Genomic DNA, 17,558 nt, shown 5'->3' on the forward strand with positions numbered 1-17,558 from the left:
ATGCAGACCGAATAGCGGTCCCAGATGTTCAGTCCTTCGGCACAAAATCCAGCGAGGCGCTGTTCATGCAATAGCGCAGGCCGGTGGGCGCAGGTCCATCAGGGAAGACATGGCCAAGGTGACCATCGCAACGCGCACAGCGCACTTCGGTGCGGACCATGCCATGCGCAGTATCGCGATGTTCATCGACAACATCGGCCTCTAGCGGCGCATAGAAGCTGGGCCAGCCCGAACCGCTGTCATACTTGGTATCGGACGTGAACAAAGGCGCACCGCACCCTGCGCAAGTGTAATCCCCTGCAGCCTTGTTCTTTTCATAAGCGCCGGTGAAAGCGCGCTCGGTCCCGCCCTGGCGCAACACGTGATACTGTTCTGGCGTCAGGCGTTCACGCCATTCGGCTTCGGACAAATTGAGTTTATCGGACATTTGTGAATCTCCTTTGGCGGGGATATGGGGGCCCGCCCTGCCCTGCTCAATGCCGCCTGCTTTAATAGTGCTTTTTCTCGTCCGGCTTGGCCAATTCATAGCAATGGGCGATTTCGTACTTGTCGATGCCGCCTTTGCCATCGCCCGCTTCTGCCACCAGCGCATCGCGCGCTTGCGCCAGCGCACGGTCGGCAGCATCGCCGGTCTGGCCTTGCGCCAGCAACGCCTCGCGTTCACGCGCCGCCAGTACAGACGCCAGCGTTTTAAGATCGCGCGCCGCCGCGCTCAGGCCTTCGCGGGCGTAAACTTCTTCGTACGCCAGCGCCATGATGGCGGCGCATTGCCGCAAGCCCGGTTTGGCCAGTGGCGGGACGGTGGCATCAAGCTGCGCAAGGCATGGCTTTGCCAGCGCCGCCAAGGCTGCATCAGGATCGGCTGCGGTCTGCAATGCCCGCACGTCGGCGGCGATCAGGTCACGCACCGCAATCCGGTCAAGCGTGGCGCCTTGCATCACGGCCACCCCGGCATCGATGAAGTAGCGTTTGCCGCGCACGGACAGCGGCGGCCATCCGGCAACGGATTCGCCACTCGCCTGTGTCGTCGCGACAATCGCAAACGCCGCCCCGCAGCGCAACATGGCGCGGTGATCATCGGTCAGGCGCGATAAATCCGGCAGCACCGGTGCAGCGCTTTGCGCCAGTGCCGCCGGCGTGAGTGCAAAAAGCGATAGGACCGTCAGAATATGCATGGGCGCTGTGGTAACGCCAAAAAGAAGCCACGAACAGACGCGCTGTTCGTGGCCCTTGCAGGTTGGCTGGCCAGACAGGGTGCGTGTCCGGCCAGCGCTGGAGTTCGACTTAATCCGCCGCTGATTCATTGCAGCGGGCAAGGTCTGGCGCGGCCAGTTCCCCTTGCGGTGTGGCAAAGCGCGTGACTGGCCCGACCTTTTGCACCAGCCGCGCGCAGACCATCACCGGGCGCGATGTGTCACGCGGGGCGGTGCAATCAGCGCCCTCGCACTTCCACAGCACGCCTTTCTGGATAACCTTTTGCGCGCCATCCATCGGGCGGGTCAGCGTGGCGGAATAGAACGGGCCATTGGCTGCCCGAACCGGCGCAGCCGTGGCGGCAAAGCTTGCGCCAGCGCCGATCAAGGCGAGCGCAGCCGGAAGCAGCTTTCTGTAAGTGTCTGTCGTGTTCGCAAAAATCATGGTCGTTCCCCTGAACTTGTCCCTGTGGGGCTTCGGAAACATTGGCAGGCTTGGAGAGGATGCTATTTCCGTTGCGAATCGCTACTTATCTATGTAAGTTGCAAGTTGCAACTAGAAACTTATAAAGGTCCTACGCATGTGTTATGTCAACTAAACCATGGAAAAGCTCCGCGAACCGCTGCATGAAATCGCCCAATGTGGTCTGCCCCTCGCTCTTGAAGCGATGGGCGAACGCTGGTCGTTCATGATCCTGCGCGCAGCCTTCAACGGCGTGCGCCATTTTGAGGATTTCCTCGAAGCGCTTGGCATCGCCCGCAACATCCTGTCCAATCGCCTGTCGCGGCTGGTCGAGGTCGGCATTCTGAAGCGCGAACATTGCGCCGATGATCGCCGGCGCATCGAATATCGCCTGACGCCCAAAGGCCTGGACTTGCTGCCCGCCATGCTTGCCCTGCGCCAATGGGGCGAAAAGTGGCAACTGGGCGTTCCGGCCAACCCTGTGCTGTGCGATGCGCGTGACGGCTTGCCAATCGCCACCATCGGCATTCACGCCCAGGATGGCCGCATCCTGTCACCCGAAGGCCTGATGTGGCGCGACCGTGCCGAACTGGAAGCCGCACAGGCACCGGCCAGATTACACGAAGCCGGATAATCCCGAAAAGGCGCTAATTTCCGAAAAGGAAGGGTCACCGGCTTTCCGATGACCCCTTGAGTTTGGCCCGAACGGGGGACTGGTCCGCCGGACTTAGCGATAAGTCGTGCGCCTCAGCGTGTCGCAAGCGCCGTCGGCTTGATGTTCGACTTGGCACGGCGGGCGTCAGCCAGCGCCTTGGCAAAGCACTCGCGGCCAGCTTCAGCTTCGGCTGCCGAGGCATCCTTGCGGTTCAGGTCACACACCGCCTTGGCTGCTGTTTTAAGGCGCGCGTCGAGCTTGGACTGGCCGGCTTGCGTCGTCAGATCGAGATCGGCGTAATGTACGGTGCGGGTGCCGGCAAACGCGGGCTGGCTGGCAGACAAAGCAAGACCAAGCAGGCTAGCGGCGATCATTGAATTGCGGATCATGGCGTCGTCCTTCAAACAAGGGCCGGAGCACATCCGGCAAGAGAGTGTTTGCGATGACCGGACCAGTCTGGCGTCGGGGGTCGATTGGGGCTGGTGGGCCACCGCATGCATTTTCTCTAGGTGGATAAGCCCTTGAAAGCGCGCGCACCTCGACCAGCTTTCCGTAACGTCCGACGAGTGCCGCCCATGTCCGACGAACGACATTTTCCAATCCACGAACTGCACGTGTGACATTTGGCTGACAAAACCATATCGTCAGTAGCAATGGCGATTCTCATCACATTCCTATTGGGCATTGGTAACTTTGCGCTGCACCACGCCGTCATGGACAGCGGCCACCCGCTGCTTGGAAAAATGCCGTGGTTTTACCACGCGCTGGGCGGACGCTTCACGATGATCGTGGAATTCATGCTGCTGTTTGCCGCCTTGATGTTTGCGGCAGATGGCGTGGTGAGCGGGCCGATCGCCTATGTCATCTATTCGGTGCTCAACAGCTTTTCGGCCTATCTCATCCTGACCAACAAGGTTTAGGAACCAACGCCGGATCTGCCGGTTTTAGGGCGACTATGGAACACTCCCCCCTTTGGCTGATCATCAATTCGGCGAGCGGCAGCTACAGCCCGTCTGCGGTCGATGCATTGGTTGCATCGCTGGATGCGGCTGGCTGTGCGCCTGATCGCGTCATCCGCTTTCCTGATGAGGACTTGCCCACCGGCATGGCTTTGGCTGCAGCCGGCGTAAAAACGCTGGCGGTGTTCACGGGCGATGGCACGATCAATTCGGCGGCGACCAAGGCCGAAGGCTGGGATGGCGCTTTGCTGGTCCTTCCCGGCGGCACGATGAACTTGCTGTCAAAAGCCTTGCACGGCGATGTTTCGGCGCAAACCATTGTCGATCACCTTGCTGCAGGAACATGCCGCCGCGCCAGTCGCCCTGCCGTCCGCACCTCGCAAGGCACGGCGCTGGTTGAAGTCTTGGCAGGCCCCGGCGCGATGTGGGCCGATGTGCGCGAAGGCGTGCGTGACTTTGATCTGGGCGCCATTGCCGAGACGTTCTCCAGCGCCTTGCGAGAAACGCGTGAAGGCCCCGGCGTCACGATCGCCAACAGCGCGTCGGCCAAGGCCGATGGTTACCGCGCGCTGCGTGTTGCGCCTGAAGGCAGCGGATTGCTGGCCGAAGGCTATGACTTTGCTGACCTTGCAGACTTTGCCGCCCAAGGGTTTGCGATGCTGGTGAAGCGGGATTTCCGGCAGGGACCGCATGATGATCTGGGCCACTTTGACGTGATTGATTGCCGCAGCAGTGGCCCCATCGCCTTGATGATTGATGGAGAACGCAGGCAAGGCGAGACGGCTGAAAAGTTCGAACGCATCATGTTTCCGGTGGACTTTATCACGACAAAACCCGGCGGGGATTGACGCGGCGTGCCCGAACGTCGATCAACCCGTCCGTCATGACCCGCCTGTTCCATATCAGCGACATTCATTTCGGACTGGAAGATCGCCGCGCGCTGGATTGGGTGGCGCAATGCATCGCCCGCGAAAAGCCAGATGCAGTATCGATCACCGGTGACCTGACGATGCGTGCCCGCCACCGTGAATATGCAGCGGCAGTTGACTGGATAAAGTCGCTCGACGTTCCGGTGACAGTGGAAGTCGGCAATCACGACCTGCCCTATTTCAACCTGATTGAACGCTTTTTCGATCCCTATCGCCGGTTTGACGCCATCCAGTCTTTGCTTGAGCGCGAGATCGACTTGCCCGGCGTGGCCATTGTGCCGCTGAAAACCACGGCCCGCGCCCAATGGCGGCTCAACTGGTCCAAAGGGACGGTCGGCAAGGCTGCGTTGAACCACACGCTGGCAGCGATTGACGCGCTACCATCGGGCACCCGCGCCGTGGTTGCCTGCCATCATCCGCTGGTAGAGGCCGGAACGCGGGGTAAAGCGTTGACCCGTGGCGGCAGCCGCGCACTGGCAGCCCTTGCCAGCCGCAATGTTTGCGCCGTGCTGTCAGGCCATGTCCACGATCCGTTTGACCTAATCCACCCGACGCCAAACGGTCCGGTGCGGATGATCGGCGCGGGCACCCTGTCGCAGCGGGTGCGCTCCACCCCGCCCAGCTTCAACGAATTGACGCTGAAAGACGGTGATATCAAAGTGCGCGTGCGCAACCTTGAACATGTGCGCACGCGCGACATGCAAATTGACGATGTGCCTGAAAATGCAATGCCGCCGCGCCTTCGGGGTGAACCCGTTGCGCCGGTCGGTGCTGTGCCGGAAATTGATCCGCCGGTTTATTGAACGTCAGTTCGGCCCAAGTCCCATGTTGTCGATCAGTCGTGTGCCGCCGATGCGGGCGGCCACCAGCAATCGCGCCGCTTGACCAGTGAACGTCGCCAATTCCTCCAGCGTGACTGCATCGCGCAAGTCGGCGTAATCGACGGACAGGAAACCCGCAGCCAGAATGTCTGCTTCAAGGTTGGCAAGGCTGGCCGAAACATCCGCCCCGCCTTCAATCGCGGCAATCGTCCGGCGCATCGCAGCAGACAGACCCGCAGCCTGATCGCGCTCGGCCGGCGTCAGGTACTGGTTGCGGCTGCTCATGGCGAGGCCGCTGGCTTCGCGCACCGTGGGCACGCCGATGATCGCATCGGCATGGGGTAACGTCAGATCAAGGTCGCGGGCCATGCGGCGGATCACGGCCAGTTGCTGCCAGTCCTTTTCGCCAAACAAGGCCAGATCGGGACGGACCTGATTGAACAGCTTGCACACCACCGTGGCCACGCCATCAAAATGCCCCGGCCTTGCCGCACCGCAAGCCACCTCGCTGACGCCCGAAACCGAAATGTTGGTGGCATAGCCATCAGGGTACATCTGATCGACAGTCGGCGCCCAAAGCACCGCAACGCCTTCAGCCTCCAGCAGCGCCGCATCGGCGGCCAACCGGCGCGGGTAGGCATCAAGATCCTCGTTCGGCCCGAACTGGCGCGGATTGACGAAAATCGAGGCGATGACGTGGTCTGCCCGCCGCGCCGCTTCACGCACCAGGGTCAGGTGTCCTTCATGCAACGCGCCCATTGTGGGGACAAGTGCAACACTTTTTCCCCCGTTTTTGAGCGCATCGACCGCTTCGCGTAGCTCAACAAGCCGTTTGATGGTTTGCACGCGAGGCCCCTCTCCACTAAGTCCGTGAGGAAGGGCGATACGGGGGCAAGACGTCTCTCGCAAGTCCGACCCGCGCATCACAACAGAGAGTATGCTCCTTGACGACAGGCCCCCATCGCATCGTCTTTGCCAACGAAAAAGGCGGCACTGGCAAGTCAACCACTGCTGTCCACGTGGCCGTGGCACTGGCTTATCAGGGCGCACGTGTTGCCGCGATCGATCTTGATGCCCGACAGCGCACGATGCACCGTTATCTTGAAAACCGCGCCGAAACCATGCGCCGTAGGTCCATAAAGCTGCCGACCGCCAATTTTGAAGTCTATGACGGACAAAGCATTGATGAGCTTGACGGATTAAGCGAGCGGCTTTCAGAAACGCACGATTTCATCGTCTATGACACGCCTGGCCGTGACGATCCCTTGGCCCGCCATGTCGCCACCCGCGCCGATACGCTGGTCACGCCCCTGAATGACAGCTTCGTCGATTTCGATCTGATCGGCCAGGTGGACGCAGAAACCTTCAAGGTGCGCCGCCTGTCCTTTTATGCCGAACTCATCTGGGAAGCGCGCAAGAAGCGGGCGATGGCCACGATCAAGGATTCGCGCCGCGAGATGGACTGGGTCGTGGTGCGCAACCGCACCGGCTATACCGAAGCGCGCAACCAGCGGCGCATCGATCAGGCGCTGACCGAATTGTCCAAGCGCGTCGGCTTTCGCATTGCCAGCGGCCTGTCAGAACGCGTGATCTATCGCGAACTTTTCCCGTCGGGCCTTACCCTGCTGGATAAAGGCCACTTGGGCGAACTGGGCACCAGCCACCTTGTCGCGCGGCAAGAACTGCGCACTTTGGTTGCCGGCCTGAAACTGCCGACACCGGCCAAAGCGACAACAGCCACCGCCGCGCTGGAAACCGCAGCCTGATGATCAAAATCCTCGCGCTTGTCGCCCTTGTCAGCATCGCTTGCAAAATGCTGGCCGGGCGCTGGCCGTGGGAACTGCTCATGGGCGATCCGCGCATGAACGCCGAGGCGAAAGCGCGCAACTTGCTGGGCATTCCGGCCTCGGCGGGGTACGATGACGTGGTCGAGGCGCACCGCCGCCTGATTACACAAGTCCACCCCGATCGCGGCGGATCGAACGAAGCCGTGCACGAAGCCAATGCGGCACGTGATCTGCTGCTGGCCCGTCTGGGTGATCGCCGGAACGGCTAAGCACGACGCCGCGTTTATCCGGTTGCGTCACGTTTGATAGGAGCCGGTCCATGCGCCACAGCTTTGATCCCACGATCCTGCGCGAATACGACATTCGCGGCGTGTTTGGTGAGACGCTGGGCACCGATGACGCTCACGCCATCGGCCGCAGTTTCGGAACGCGCGTGGCGCAAACGGGCGGCAGACGCGTTGTTGTGGGCTATGACGGGCGGTTAAGTTCGCCTGTCCTGGAACACGCATTGGTCGAAGGGCTTACTGCCAGCGGTATGGACGTTGTGCGGATCGGCATGGGGCCAACCCCGATGCTGTATTACGCCGCCGCGTCACTTCCAGACATACAGGGCGGCATTCAGGTAACCGGCAGCCACAATCCCGCCAATCACAATGGCTTCAAGGCGGTACTTGAAGGGAGAGCGTTCTTCGGGGCCGATATAGTCGATCTCGGGCGCATTGCCGATGAAGGCAGTTGGGTATCGGGCAATGGCCACGTCACCGATGTTGCCATCTTGGATGCTTACGTCGACCGCTTGCTCGGCGGGCTGGACGGGATCGACCAAACCCTGCTGGAGGGCCTGCGCATCGGCTGGGATACCGGCAACGGCGCGGCCGGCCCCGTCGTCGAGGCCTTGACCGCCCGTTTGCCCGGACACCATGTCTTGCTGTTCACGCTTGTGGACGGCCATTTTCCCAACCATCATCCTGATCCGACTGTTGAGGCAAATCTCTCCGATCTTGTGCAGGCTGTCGCGACAGGAAACCTCGACTTCGGAATAGCATTCGACGGAGATGGCGACCGAATTGGAGTTATCGACGGATCTGGCCGCACAATCTGGGGCGATCAACTGCTCGGCATTTTTGCCGAAGACGTGCTGAAAACAGCGCCCGGAGCAATGATAATCGGCGATGTGAAGTCCAGCAGCGCGCTGTTTGAGCGGATTTCAGCGCTCGGTGGCGTTCCGCTCATGTGGAAAACGGGGCACTCGCTGATAAAATCCAAAATGAACGAAACTGGTGCGCTACTCGGTGGAGAAATGAGCGGCCATGTCTGTTTTGCCGACCGCTATTACGGTTTTGACGATGCGGTCTATGCTGCCGTGCGCCTGATCGCCGCCACCGCCCGCCTGAACAAGTCGGTCACGCAGATGCGCAGCGACTTGCCGGACATGGTCAATACACCGGAATTGCGGTTTCAGGTTGATGAAGCGCGCAAGTTTGCAGTGGTGGCCGAAGTGGCGGAGCGGCTGCGCAAAGACGATGCGTGTATGAACGACATCGACGGTGTTCGCGTCGATACGCCCGATGGGTGGTGGCTGTTGCGCGCTTCGAATACACAGGATGTGCTCGTTGTCCGCGCCGAAAGCCGCAGCGCCGATGGTCTCGCGCGGCTGCTGTCCCAAGCCGACGCGCAACTGGCGCTATCAGGCATCACCCGCGGTTCGCAATTCGGGCATTAGAACCAGATGCTTTGCGCTTGCCAAGGGCAATCGCGCTGACGCATCAGTGCGGGCGAGTTACGAGGACGGCAATGTTCAGTGGGATCGATCTTGGAACCGCCAATTACGCGGTTGTCGTCATGCAACGCACCTTGATACAGGGGCGTGATGCAGGCCGAACTGATGGATGATGCGCCACCCCCGGCAAAGGCCGAGCCTTCAAGCTGGCTATACAGTGCGCCTCAGGCAAAGGGCCTGTCCGAACCGACGCTGACCACACGGCTGGGCGAGAGCACGCAGTCGCTTGACGTTACGCGCGGTTTTGCTGCGGCGCAGGCACCTGCCGAACAAGCCATTGCGATGGCGCGCGATCCGTTCACCCGCCCCGTGCTGTTGGGGCTGGAGCAAAATGCCGATGCCGTCATGCCCGCATGGGCTCACCAGCAAGCGCTGCGACGGCTGCTTTTGCCCGATGGCGCAGCGGCGGCACACCCGCCCTTGCAAGGTTGGGAAGAGGCGATGGCACGTGGGCACTTGAACGCCGTGCTGCATAATGCCGAATCTCTTGGCGCGGCGGCTTTGCTTGAAATGGACACCTGGCTGGCCGATGTGCTGTGCCAAAGCTGGCCTCGGTCTGCCCCCCTGGTGGAACGTGCCGGGCAAGTGTTCGGATGGGACGGCGAACGCGGACAATCGAGCGATCGCCCCGCCGTTGCGCTGCTGAACAGCCGTTTGCGCGGAATGCGCTTTGCCGAACAGGTTGGCGCCTCTGGCCATCCGCTGCATAAGGCTTGGACCGAATTGGTGACACCAGCGCCGCTCCGCAGCCACCGGGGCTGGTTTGTGAGGCCCCGCGATGTGGCAGCGCTTCTTGCCCATGTGCGCGAGAATTTCCCCGAACTTGAGCGCCATTTTGACCAGTCGCGTGTAGCCTTGTGGGAGCGAGAGGGCGCTTCGGCTGGCTATATTGGACCGCTGGTCAAAGCTGCGATGGCCGTAATCACCCTTATGGTGGTGATTCAGGCCATCCGCATGTCCCTGTCCTAGTACGCGTGTCTTGCGCTCCCTATCTAGGGCAGCAATGACGCTTCCCCCATCTATCGCTGACTGGTTCGCAGGCCGTGGCTGGCGCGTGCGGCAGCATCAGTGGGATATGCTGGAAGCTGCACGGGCTGGCGATCATGCGTTGCTGGTGGCCGATACGGGGGCGGGCAAGACGCTGGCGGGGTTTTTGCCAACGCTGGCCGATTTTGCCGGAGATGTGCCGCCGGGGGACGGTTTGCACACGCTCTACGTCTCGCCGCTGAAAGCGCTGGCGCATGATGTGCAGCGCAATCTGCTGACGCCGATTGATGACATCGGGCTGAAAATGCGGGTCGAGACGCGCAGCGGCGATACCCCGTCCGATCGCAAGGCACGGCAGCGGGCAAAGCCGCCGCACGTGCTGCTGACCACACCTGAATCGCTGTCCTTGCTGCTCAGCTATCCTGAATCCGCGACGATGTTTGCCGGGTTGAAGCGCGTTATAGTTGATGAAGTACATGCGTTCGCGACAGGCAAGCGCGGTGACTTGCTGGCCCTGTCGCTTGCCCGATTGCAGGCATTGGCGCCGGATATGCGGCGGGTGGCGCTGTCAGCGACGGTGGCTGATCCTGATGACTTTCGCCGATGGCTGGGGCCTGAGGGTGACCCGGCTTCGGTGCGGCTGGTGCATGGAGAAGTGGGGGCGCCGCCGGAAGTCCTGATCCTGAACCCACAGGACCAGCGTGTGCCTTGGGGTGGCCATGCCGCAGCTTGGGCAGTGCCGCAGTTGTATCAGGATATCCGCCGCAACAAGACCACGCTGATTTTCACTAACACACGGTTTTTGGCGGAATATATCTTCCAATTGCTGTGGGATGTGAACGACGACAAGCTGCCCATCGGCATTCACCATGGCTCGCTTTCGAAAGAGGCGCGGCGCAAGGTGGAAGGGGCGATGGCGCGGGGGGAATTGCGCGGACTTGTCTGCACTGCCAGCCTCGATCTGGGGGTGGATTGGGGTGACATCGATCTGGTTGTGCAGATGGGAGCGCCCAAGGGATCGTCGCGGCTGTTGCAGCGCATCGGCCGTGCCAATCATCGGCTGGATTGCGCCAGTCGTGCGCTGTTGGTTCCGGGCAACCGCTTTGAATTTCTTGAGGCTTTTGCCGCACAGGAGGCAGTGGAAGAAGGGCAGCGCGATGGTGAGGATTTCCGCGCCGGCGGGCTGGATGTGCTGGCGCAGCACGTGATGGCTTGCGCCTGTGCAGGGCCGTTTGATGAGGCTGCATTGCTGGCCGAGGTGCGCTCGTCTTACTCCTATCGCTGGATTGATGCGGCGCAGTGGGCGCGGGTGCTCGAATTTGTGGCAACGGGTGGCTATTCGCTGCGCGCCTATGACCGGTTCAAGCGGATTGTGCGCGACAAGCAGGGCACGTGGCGGCTCGTCCACCCTGAACACGCCGCGCGGCACCGGCTGAATGCGGGGATCATTATCGATTCCGAGATGCTGGAAGTGCGGTTCCGCAACGGGCGCAGCCTGGGCAGAGTTGAGGAAAGCTTCGGTGCTTCGCTTTCACCGGGCGATACGATCCGCTTTGCCGGGATGGACCTTGAGGTTGAGGCGTTGCGCGATCTTGAGTTGATCGTGCGCGCGGCCAAGAAGGCGGGACAGATCCCCAGCTATATGGGAGCGCGGCTGCCGCTGACAACGCACTTGTCCGAACGTGTACGGGCGCTGATGGTGGATCGTGCGGGTTGGGCGCGCTTTCCCGATGATGTGCGCGAATGGCTGGAGATGCAGGACTGGCGCAGCCGCCTGCCCGGCCCCGGTGACTTGCTGGCCGAGAGCTTTCCCCACAACGGGCGGCATTACACGGTCTATTATACGTTCGAAGGCTGGAATGCGAACCAGTCGCTTGGCATGTTGATAACGCGCCGGATGAATGAACGCGGGATGATGCCGCTAGGCTTTGTCGCCAACGACTATGCGCTGGCGATATGGGGCGCGCGTCCCGTGGACAATCCGGTGCCGCTGCTATCACCCGATATTCTGACCGATGAGTTTGTGGAATGGGTGCAGGAATCGCACTTGTTGCGGCGCGCCTTTCGCGAAGTGGCGGTCATTTCGGGACTGGTGGAGCGCCAACATCCGGGCAAGCGCAAGACCGGCAAACAGGTGACGTTCTCGACTGACCTGATCTATGATGTGCTGCGCAAGTATGAGCCGGATCACTTGTTGATCGAGGCGGCGTGGGCCGATGCGCGGGCGCGGATGACCGATGTTGGGCGGTTGGGCGATTTGCTGGATCGGGCGGCGGGACAACTGGTGCATGTGAAACTGGACCGTGTTTCCCCCTTGGCAGTGCCGGTGCTGGTGATGATCGGGCGTGAGACGCTGCCCGCAGGCGCTGCGGATGATGAGATGCTGCTTGAGGCCGAGAGCCTTGCGGCGGCGGCGATGCGGGCGGATTGAGCGGCTTGATAGCGACCGTTAGCGCCAGAAGTCCGTTCGTGTCGAGCCCTTCGACCAACTCAGGATAAACTTCGGGCTGCAAGCCCGAAGCCGAGACACTGGGCGCGGTGTCTCGACTTCGCTCGACACGAACGGGACCTGTTTTGGGTCGGTGTAAAGTCATCACATTCTGTGAGATGGCACAAACCCCACGCAAAAAGGGAGCGGATTGCGCCGCTCCCTTTTCGTGTTTTGTGCAACCTTGCGGCTGGAAAACGTGAGGCTTTCCGTAAGGCTTATTGGGCCTTCTGGAACGTCGCGAAGTTTTCGTTACCGACAAAGCCGAACTTCGTGACCTTTGAATCGGTGATGATCTTCATCACGCGGTTCGCGATCTCGTAGCTGGCGTATTCCTCGGGCTGGAACTGGAGTTCCGGCTCGGGGTTGATCGCCTTGGTCGATTGCAGGATCGATACGAGCTGACCTTCAGAGATCGGCGCACCGTTCCAGAGGATCGTGTTCGTTGCCGACAACACCAGCTTGTTCTTGATCGGATCGATCTGAACATCGTTGGTGGGCGGCGAAGGCTGCGGAAGGTCGATATTCACCGCGTGGGTGGCCACGGGGATGGTGATGATGAACATGATGAGGAGCACGAGCATGACGTCGATCAACGGCGTCGTGTTCATGTCCATCATCGGTTGGCCGTCATCGGCGCCTGCGCTCATTCCCATCTTAAGGTACTCCTGTTCGTTCTCTGGCCCGGTTGCGTTCAGTCAAACCCTTGCGGGCTTAACCGTTCGGATCAACCGGGGTGGAGATGAAGCCGACCTTGGGATAGCCAGCCATCTGGACGTTATAGATGGCCCCGGCGATGCACTTCCAAGGAACATTGACGTCCCCGCGGATCTGCACTTCAGGGATCTGTTCCGGATCCATGTTGGCTGCACCACCTTCACGCTTCACGATCGCATCGAGGCGATTGAAAGCTTGTTGGTAGAGTTCTTCGTTGTCGACCGGGATTTGATTATTGAAATAGACGCGGCATTGGCCAGTGCGCGAGGAACCGTCATAACCAGGCTCCCTTGGGCTGCGGCCCGCTGCGTCTGTCGAAACGACCGAAAGCATCAGGTTATCAACCTTGTCCTGCGATTCCTCGCTGGGAAGGACGGGCACCTTAAGCTTTTCGATCGACTGGATTGCGACCGGCACCGCGATGAGGAAGATGATCAGCAGCACCAGCATCACGTCCACGAGCGGCGTGGTGTTGATGTCCGACATCGGGCGTTCCTGACCGCCAGCGCCGCCTACAGACATTGCCATGGGTTACATCCTATCTGTTCTGATCCGCGGAAGTTGCCGGAGCTTTCCCAATGGGAGGAGCTCCGGCAGAAGCCCCGCGTAGAACAGGTCGGCGTCTAGCGCCGACCAGAGGTTTCAAAAATTACTTCTTGACCGGAGCGGCCGGAGTAGCAGCAGGCGCAGCCTTGAGAGCTGGCTTGACTACACCCTTGGAATTGATGTTCGCCAGAAGATCGGTCGAGAAGCCCGAGAGCAGTTCAGCGATCTTCTTGTTGCGAGCCTGCAACCAGTTGTAAGCGAGCACGGCAGGAACAGCCACGAGCAGACCGAGAGCGGTCATGATCAGAGCTTCACCCACAGGGCCTGCAACCTTGTCGATCGATGCCGAACCGGAAAGGCCGATAGCGATCAGAGCGTTGTAGATGCCGACCACGGTACCGAACAGACCGATGAATGGCGACGTTGCACCCACGGTTGCAAGGAACGGCAGGCCGCCAGCAAGCTTCGAGTTGATCGATGCTTCCGAACGGGCGAGCGAACCGTGGAGCCAATCGTGTGCTTCCATCGAATCGGTCATCTTGCCGTGCTGGTCTTCGGCATTGAGGCCATCGTCAACAACCTGGCGCCATGCGCTGTTCTTGTCGAGCTTTGCAGCGCCTTCACGGAGCGATGGAGCGCGCCAGAAGTTGCTGATGTTGCCGTACTGCTTGAGGATCTTGTTCTGTTCGAACAGCTTGGTGAACATGATGTAGAACGAACCGAACGACATAATCCCGAGGATTACGAGCGTTGCGATGCCGATGTAGTTCGGCTTACCGTCTGGAAACAGGGCTTCCATGAGGCCGAAGGACTTCTGCGGCGCGGCGTTGGTGGCCGCAGCGGCAAGGCTGTAGATGAACATTGCGAGTCTTCCTCTTCAAATCAAATCAAAGTGCGTGAAAGCCAGTCGAACGGGCTTTCGTGTCCGTTCGGCTGGATCAGTCCTTTGGAATGACCCAGCGAATTGAGTTCGAGTATGAGCCCGTAGTGGGATTGCCATCACCATCGGTCGCGGGCGCAAAGCGCGCGCGGCGGCGAATGTTGGCACAGGCCGCTTCGTCAAGATCGGGGCTGCCTGATGAACGCGTCACCTGACAGTCAGTCACCTTGCCGTCGGTTCCCACCGTGACACGGAAACCCGTTGTGCCTTCACGCTCTTCGCGAAGTGCACGCGAGGGGTAGTCATTCGACGTCGCCCAATTGCCCGGATTGCCCTTTGGTGCCGCACCCTTGGGTTGGAACCGGGGAGCAGGCGGAGCAGCAGGCGGCGCTGGCAATGCAACCGGCGTCGGCGGAGGCGGCATGGGAGGCGCCTCGTTGACTGTCTGCACCTGTGGTGCAGGCGCGTTAAAGCTGATCGGCGGCGGAGGCGCGACGATCGGCGGTGGGGGCGTGTCATCCTTAGGAGGAGGAGGCGGCGGCGGTTCTTCCGGCGGCTTCTCTTCTTCGATATTAACAGCCGAGGTTACTGCTTTCACCTTCTCATACGCCTCGGACGCCAGCCCGGAGACCAGCGCATACCCGATAACGACATGAAGGACCGCAACGATGATGAGCGCGGTCACCTTGTTACCGCTCATCTGTTGGTCAACGTATGCCATACAGCTCCAATACTCCTGATCGCCCACCAAGGCCCGGAGCACGCGGATACGGCCCTGACCAAGGTGGGGCCTGCACGACAGATCGGTGATCTGCGCGAAAGCCAATCCAGCAAATTTCAATCCACCCTGCCGGCAACCCGGTCCACCGACAGCAACCCGGGTGGGTTGGCGGCGGCAAGCGTCGGGCTGCTTGTTTTTGGATTGCCCGAACGAGGGGCATTCTTAACGGCGAAGCCAAAGAGGCGCAAATGCTTTATCCGTTAACTGTCGATTCATGGTTGCACTGGCTGAAATCGACGCAAATCGAAGCAAGGCGGCGTACACGTACCCCGCCGGAGATAAAGACATGACCACGCCTGCACTACGATTTGCGCTGTCCACTCTCACTTTGATGGGGCTGCCTGGCTGCATTCCAGCAACATCAGCAATGACCCAGCAAGGAGCGATTCGCGACGTTGGCCCCGCTGTCAGCGCCCCTGTTAAGGATGTCTCAGACACTTTGACCTTTGCTGATCTTGCCAGCCTGTCTGATGCCGCAGAGGTTGTGGCACGGGTACAAGTGCGAAAAGTGAGCCGCCTCAAGCCCGAACAAGCCCCCGGACTGCAACCGGGTGTAGCGCGCGTTCTGATCGAGGCGCGAACAACCGCATTGCTGTTTGGTCCGGCCATGGGCGAATCTTTGCGCTACCTTGCCGACATTCCTCTCGACGCCAATGGCAAGCTGCCCAAGTTGTCGAAAGCGCAAATGCTGATTTTTGCCCGCACTGTTGCGGGACGTGCCGGGGAATTGCGGTTGGTGGATGGTGGTGCACAGATCATGTGGTCCACCGCAGTTGAGGCGCAAGTGCGCACAATACTGGCGGAATTGCTTTCGCCCGACGCGCCGCCCCGGATCAAATCTCTGCGCGAAGTCCTGTTCGTCCCCGGCAATCTGGCAGGTGAGGGCGAGACGCAGCTGTTCCTGCAGACCGAAAACAGCGCGCCGGTGTCGCTATCAGTGATCCGCCGCCCCGGCATGAGCCGGACGTGGGGGGTTAGCTTGTCCGAGATTGTCGACCAGGCGGCGCGTCCGCCCGCGCGCGATACATTAACATGGTATCGCCTTGCATGTTTCTTGCCGCGCTCCATTCCGGAAAGCGCCACACTTTCAGGCAGCGCCGATGAATTGCGGGCGGCCGCCGAAGACTATGCCTTTGTCTTGCGCGAACTGGGCGAATGCACTCGGACGCGCCCTGCGGTGATGCCTTGACCGTTTCCCCCTGTTGCCCCGCACGCGCCTGTCGCCTAAGGCGCGCGCGACTATTTTGGCGGACGGAACAGATATGAGCGAACCTTTGCGCATCGCACTTGCCGGACTTGGTACAGTTGGCGGCGGGGTGATCCGGGTGATTGAGGCCAATGCCGACCTGATCGCGCGCCGCGCGGGTCGGCCCATTGTCATCACCGTGGTCAGTGCCCGCAACCGCAGCAAAGACCGTGGCTTTGACGTCTCGCGCTATGCCTGGGAAGACGACATGGTCATTCTGGGTGAACGCCCGGATGTTGATGTTGTGGTTGAACTGGTGGGCGGTGCCGATGGTCCAGCCTTGGCCCTTGCGCGCACGACGTTCGAAGCCGGCAAGGCGCTGGTCACCGCAAACAAGGCGATGATCGCGCATCACGGCGTTGAATTGGCAACCAAAGCCGAGGCGGCCAAAGTGGCGCTGAAGTTTGAAGCCGCGGTGGCGGGCGGCATTCCGGTGATCAAGGGCCTGAAAGAAGGCGTTGCCGCCAACGAGATCGCGCGGGTCTATGGCATTCTGAACGGCACCTGCAATTATATCCTTTCCACCATGGAGGATACGGGCCGCGATTTCGCCGATGTTCTGGCCGAAGCGCAGGCCAAGGGCTATGCCGAGGCAGACCCCAGCTTCGATATCGACGGGATTGATGCAGCACACAAGCTGGCGATCCTATCGTCCATCGCGTTTGGTACCGCGGTTGATTTCAAACCGGTGGCGGCAACCGGCATCCGCCGCGTGCTGGCCGCCGATATCGCGCAGGCCGATGCGCTGGGCTATTACATCCGCCTGATCGGCATGGCGCAGACCGAGATTGACGCACGGGGCAACCGCCGCCTGTTCCAGCGCGTCCACCCGCACCTTGTCCATCGCGATCATCCGCTGGCGCATGTGGATGGCGCGACCAATGCGGTTGTGGCCGAGGGCAATTTCGTGGGCCGCCTGCTGTTTCAGGGTGCAGGCGCCGGTGACGGCCCGACTGCCAGCGCCGTAGTGGCCGACCTTATCGACATTGCGCGCGGCGATATTGGCGCGCCATTCTCCATCCCCGTGGCCGAACTGGACCACGCCGCGCCTGCCGATGTCGGGCATCGCACGGGCAAGGCCTATATCCGCTTCAACGTGGCAGATCGACCCGGCGTTCTGGCCGAGATTACTGCTGCGATGCGCGATGCCGGTGTTTCCATCGAAAGCCTGATTCAAAAGGGCAATTCGGAAAACGCGCAAGTGATGGTGGCAATGGTCACGCATGAAGGGCCGGAAAGCGCGATTACCGAAGCCTTGCGCCTGCTTGATGGATCGCCCGCACTGGCCGAAGCGCCGCTGGTGATGCATATTCTGGGGGACTGAAC

General features: G+C 60.8%; 20 protein-coding genes. 11 read left to right on the forward strand and 9 right to left on the reverse strand.

What is annotated here, in order from left to right; genetic code table 11:
• Positions 1-28: 28 nt before the first annotated feature.
• The 3 genes from msrB to B7Y89_RS07210 all read right to left on the reverse strand — a co-directional run bounded on the left by msrB (position 29) and on the right by B7Y89_RS07210 (position 1,638).
• A complete protein-coding gene (gene msrB, locus B7Y89_RS07200) occupies positions 29-427 on the reverse strand; it encodes a peptide-methionine (R)-S-oxide reductase MsrB (RefSeq protein ID WP_292937121.1) in 399 nt (132 codons plus the stop codon).
• Positions 428-488: 61 nt separating this feature from the next.
• On the reverse strand, positions 489-1,316 hold the full coding sequence (locus tag B7Y89_RS07205) for a hypothetical protein (protein WP_292937123.1): 828 nt from the start codon (positions 1,314-1,316) through the stop codon (positions 489-491).
• Entirely contained in the window at positions 1,285-1,638 is a 354-nt protein-coding gene (locus B7Y89_RS07210; protein ID WP_292937125.1) for a hypothetical protein, read from the reverse strand. The genes B7Y89_RS07205 and B7Y89_RS07210 overlap by 32 nt, the downstream gene beginning before the upstream one ends.
• A gap of 157 nt (positions 1,639-1,795) precedes the next feature.
• Between B7Y89_RS07210 and B7Y89_RS07215 the strand changes: the two genes are divergently transcribed.
• Positions 1,796-2,290, forward strand: a complete 495-nt coding sequence (locus tag B7Y89_RS07215; RefSeq protein ID WP_292937127.1) for a helix-turn-helix domain-containing protein — start codon at positions 1,796-1,798, stop codon at positions 2,288-2,290.
• 113 nt (positions 2,291-2,403) lie between these two features.
• On the opposite strand, the gene B7Y89_RS07220 is transcribed toward B7Y89_RS07215, so the two are convergent.
• Positions 2,404-2,700 carry a UrcA family protein gene (locus B7Y89_RS07220; RefSeq protein ID WP_292937129.1) on the reverse strand — a complete coding sequence of 99 codons (297 nt, stop codon included), beginning with the start codon at positions 2,698-2,700 and terminating at the stop codon, positions 2,404-2,406.
• Positions 2,701-2,964: 264 nt separating this feature from the next.
• On the opposite strand from B7Y89_RS07220, the gene B7Y89_RS07225 reads away from it, so the two are divergent.
• From B7Y89_RS07225 to B7Y89_RS07235, 3 genes are read left to right on the forward strand one after another with little or no spacing between them, the layout of a single operon-like run.
• Positions 2,965-3,231 (forward strand): hypothetical protein, encoded by a 267-nt coding sequence (locus B7Y89_RS07225; RefSeq protein WP_292937130.1) that lies wholly within the window; start codon positions 2,965-2,967, stop codon positions 3,229-3,231.
• A 35-nt stretch (positions 3,232-3,266) separates the two neighbouring features.
• Complete coding sequence (locus B7Y89_RS07230; protein ID WP_292937131.1) at positions 3,267-4,118, forward strand: diacylglycerol kinase family protein; 852 nt, start codon at positions 3,267-3,269, stop codon at positions 4,116-4,118.
• A gap of 35 nt (positions 4,119-4,153) precedes the next feature.
• A complete protein-coding gene (locus tag B7Y89_RS07235; RefSeq protein ID WP_292937132.1) occupies positions 4,154-5,002 on the forward strand; it encodes a metallophosphoesterase in 849 nt (282 codons plus the stop codon).
• A 3-nt stretch (positions 5,003-5,005) separates the two neighbouring features.
• Here the strand turns inward: B7Y89_RS07235 and panC are convergent, their stop codons facing one another.
• Complete coding sequence (gene panC / locus B7Y89_RS07240; RefSeq protein ID WP_292937133.1) at positions 5,006-5,866, reverse strand: pantoate--beta-alanine ligase; 861 nt, start codon at positions 5,864-5,866, stop codon at positions 5,006-5,008.
• 98 nt (positions 5,867-5,964) lie between these two features.
• Between panC and B7Y89_RS07245 the strand changes: the two genes are divergently transcribed.
• From B7Y89_RS07245 to B7Y89_RS07265, 5 genes are all read left to right on the forward strand, one after another.
• Entirely contained in the window at positions 5,965-6,786 is an 822-nt protein-coding gene (locus B7Y89_RS07245; RefSeq protein WP_292937135.1) for a division plane positioning ATPase MipZ, read from the forward strand.
• Positions 6,786-7,076, forward strand: coding sequence for a molecular chaperone DnaJ (locus tag B7Y89_RS07250; RefSeq protein ID WP_292937136.1), 291 nt, complete (start codon positions 6,786-6,788; stop codon positions 7,074-7,076). Before B7Y89_RS07245 ends, B7Y89_RS07250 begins: the two co-directional genes overlap by 1 nt.
• 50 nt (positions 7,077-7,126) lie before the next feature.
• Complete coding sequence (gene pgmG, locus B7Y89_RS07255; protein WP_292937138.1) at positions 7,127-8,530, forward strand: phosphoglucomutase/phosphomannomutase PgmG; 1,404 nt, start codon at positions 7,127-7,129, stop codon at positions 8,528-8,530.
• Positions 8,531-8,674: 144 nt separating this feature from the next.
• Positions 8,675-9,556, forward strand: coding sequence for a hypothetical protein (locus tag B7Y89_RS07260; RefSeq protein ID WP_292937139.1), 882 nt, complete (start codon positions 8,675-8,677; stop codon positions 9,554-9,556).
• Positions 9,557-9,590: 34 nt separating this feature from the next.
• A complete protein-coding gene (locus B7Y89_RS07265; protein WP_292937141.1) occupies positions 9,591-12,005 on the forward strand; it encodes a ligase-associated DNA damage response DEXH box helicase in 2,415 nt (804 codons plus the stop codon).
• 275 nt (positions 12,006-12,280) lie between these two features.
• On the opposite strand, the gene B7Y89_RS07270 is transcribed toward B7Y89_RS07265, so the two are convergent.
• The 4 genes from B7Y89_RS07270 to B7Y89_RS07285 all read right to left on the reverse strand — a co-directional run bounded on the left by B7Y89_RS07270 (position 12,281) and on the right by B7Y89_RS07285 (position 14,926).
• A complete protein-coding gene (locus B7Y89_RS07270) occupies positions 12,281-12,718 on the reverse strand; it encodes a biopolymer transporter ExbD (RefSeq protein ID WP_292937143.1) in 438 nt (145 codons plus the stop codon).
• A gap of 58 nt (positions 12,719-12,776) precedes the next feature.
• Positions 12,777-13,307 carry a biopolymer transporter ExbD gene (locus B7Y89_RS07275; RefSeq protein WP_292937145.1) on the reverse strand — a complete coding sequence of 177 codons (531 nt, stop codon included), beginning with the start codon at positions 13,305-13,307 and terminating at the stop codon, positions 12,777-12,779.
• Positions 13,308-13,428: 121 nt separating this feature from the next.
• Positions 13,429-14,187, reverse strand: coding sequence for a MotA/TolQ/ExbB proton channel family protein (locus tag B7Y89_RS07280; protein WP_292937147.1), 759 nt, complete (start codon positions 14,185-14,187; stop codon positions 13,429-13,431).
• Positions 14,188-14,263: 76 nt separating this feature from the next.
• Complete coding sequence (locus tag B7Y89_RS07285; RefSeq protein WP_292937149.1) at positions 14,264-14,926, reverse strand: energy transducer TonB; 663 nt, start codon at positions 14,924-14,926, stop codon at positions 14,264-14,266.
• Positions 14,927-15,272: 346 nt separating this feature from the next.
• Between B7Y89_RS07285 and B7Y89_RS07290 the strand changes: the two genes are divergently transcribed.
• Positions 15,273-16,175: a hypothetical protein gene (locus tag B7Y89_RS07290; protein ID WP_292937151.1), complete on the forward strand. Its 903-nt coding sequence runs from the start codon at positions 15,273-15,275 to the stop codon at positions 16,173-16,175.
• Positions 16,176-16,248: 73 nt separating this feature from the next.
• Positions 16,249-17,556 carry a homoserine dehydrogenase gene (locus B7Y89_RS07295; protein WP_292937153.1) on the forward strand — a complete coding sequence of 436 codons (1,308 nt, stop codon included), beginning with the start codon at positions 16,249-16,251 and terminating at the stop codon, positions 17,554-17,556.
• The last annotated feature ends 2 nt before the right edge of the window (positions 17,557-17,558 follow it).

The organism is Novosphingobium sp. 32-60-15 (genome assembly GCF_002280675.1).
Classification (GTDB): Bacteria; Pseudomonadota; Alphaproteobacteria; order Sphingomonadales; family Sphingomonadaceae; genus Novosphingobium.

Coding starts and splice junctions, on each gene's coding strand:
- msrB (WP_292937121.1), bottom strand. CDS start 427: ATGTCCGATAAACTCAATTTGTCCGAAGCCGAATGGCGTGAACGCCTG.
- B7Y89_RS07210 (WP_292937125.1), bottom strand. CDS start 1,638: ATGATTTTTGCGAACACGACAGACACTTACAGAAAGCTGCTTCCGGCT.
- B7Y89_RS07215 (WP_292937127.1), top strand. CDS start 1,796: ATGGAAAAGCTCCGCGAACCGCTGCATGAAATCGCCCAATGTGGTCTG.
- B7Y89_RS07220 (WP_292937129.1), bottom strand. CDS start 2,700: ATGATCCGCAATTCAATGATCGCCGCTAGCCTGCTTGGTCTTGCTTTG.
- B7Y89_RS07225 (WP_292937130.1), top strand. CDS start 2,965: ATGGCGATTCTCATCACATTCCTATTGGGCATTGGTAACTTTGCGCTG.
- B7Y89_RS07230 (WP_292937131.1), top strand. CDS start 3,267: ATGGAACACTCCCCCCTTTGGCTGATCATCAATTCGGCGAGCGGCAGC.
- B7Y89_RS07235 (WP_292937132.1), top strand. CDS start 4,154: ATGACCCGCCTGTTCCATATCAGCGACATTCATTTCGGACTGGAAGAT.
- B7Y89_RS07250 (WP_292937136.1), top strand. CDS start 6,786: ATGATCAAAATCCTCGCGCTTGTCGCCCTTGTCAGCATCGCTTGCAAA.
- pgmG (WP_292937138.1), top strand. CDS start 7,127: ATGCGCCACAGCTTTGATCCCACGATCCTGCGCGAATACGACATTCGC.
- B7Y89_RS07265 (WP_292937141.1), top strand. CDS start 9,591: ATGACGCTTCCCCCATCTATCGCTGACTGGTTCGCAGGCCGTGGCTGG.
- B7Y89_RS07270 (WP_292937143.1), bottom strand. CDS start 12,718: ATGGGAATGAGCGCAGGCGCCGATGACGGCCAACCGATGATGGACATG.
- B7Y89_RS07275 (WP_292937145.1), bottom strand. CDS start 13,307: ATGGCAATGTCTGTAGGCGGCGCTGGCGGTCAGGAACGCCCGATGTCG.
- B7Y89_RS07280 (WP_292937147.1), bottom strand. CDS start 14,187: ATGTTCATCTACAGCCTTGCCGCTGCGGCCACCAACGCCGCGCCGCAG.
- B7Y89_RS07285 (WP_292937149.1), bottom strand. CDS start 14,926: ATGGCATACGTTGACCAACAGATGAGCGGTAACAAGGTGACCGCGCTC.
- B7Y89_RS07290 (WP_292937151.1), top strand. CDS start 15,273: ATGACCACGCCTGCACTACGATTTGCGCTGTCCACTCTCACTTTGATG.
- B7Y89_RS07295 (WP_292937153.1), top strand. CDS start 16,249: ATGAGCGAACCTTTGCGCATCGCACTTGCCGGACTTGGTACAGTTGGC.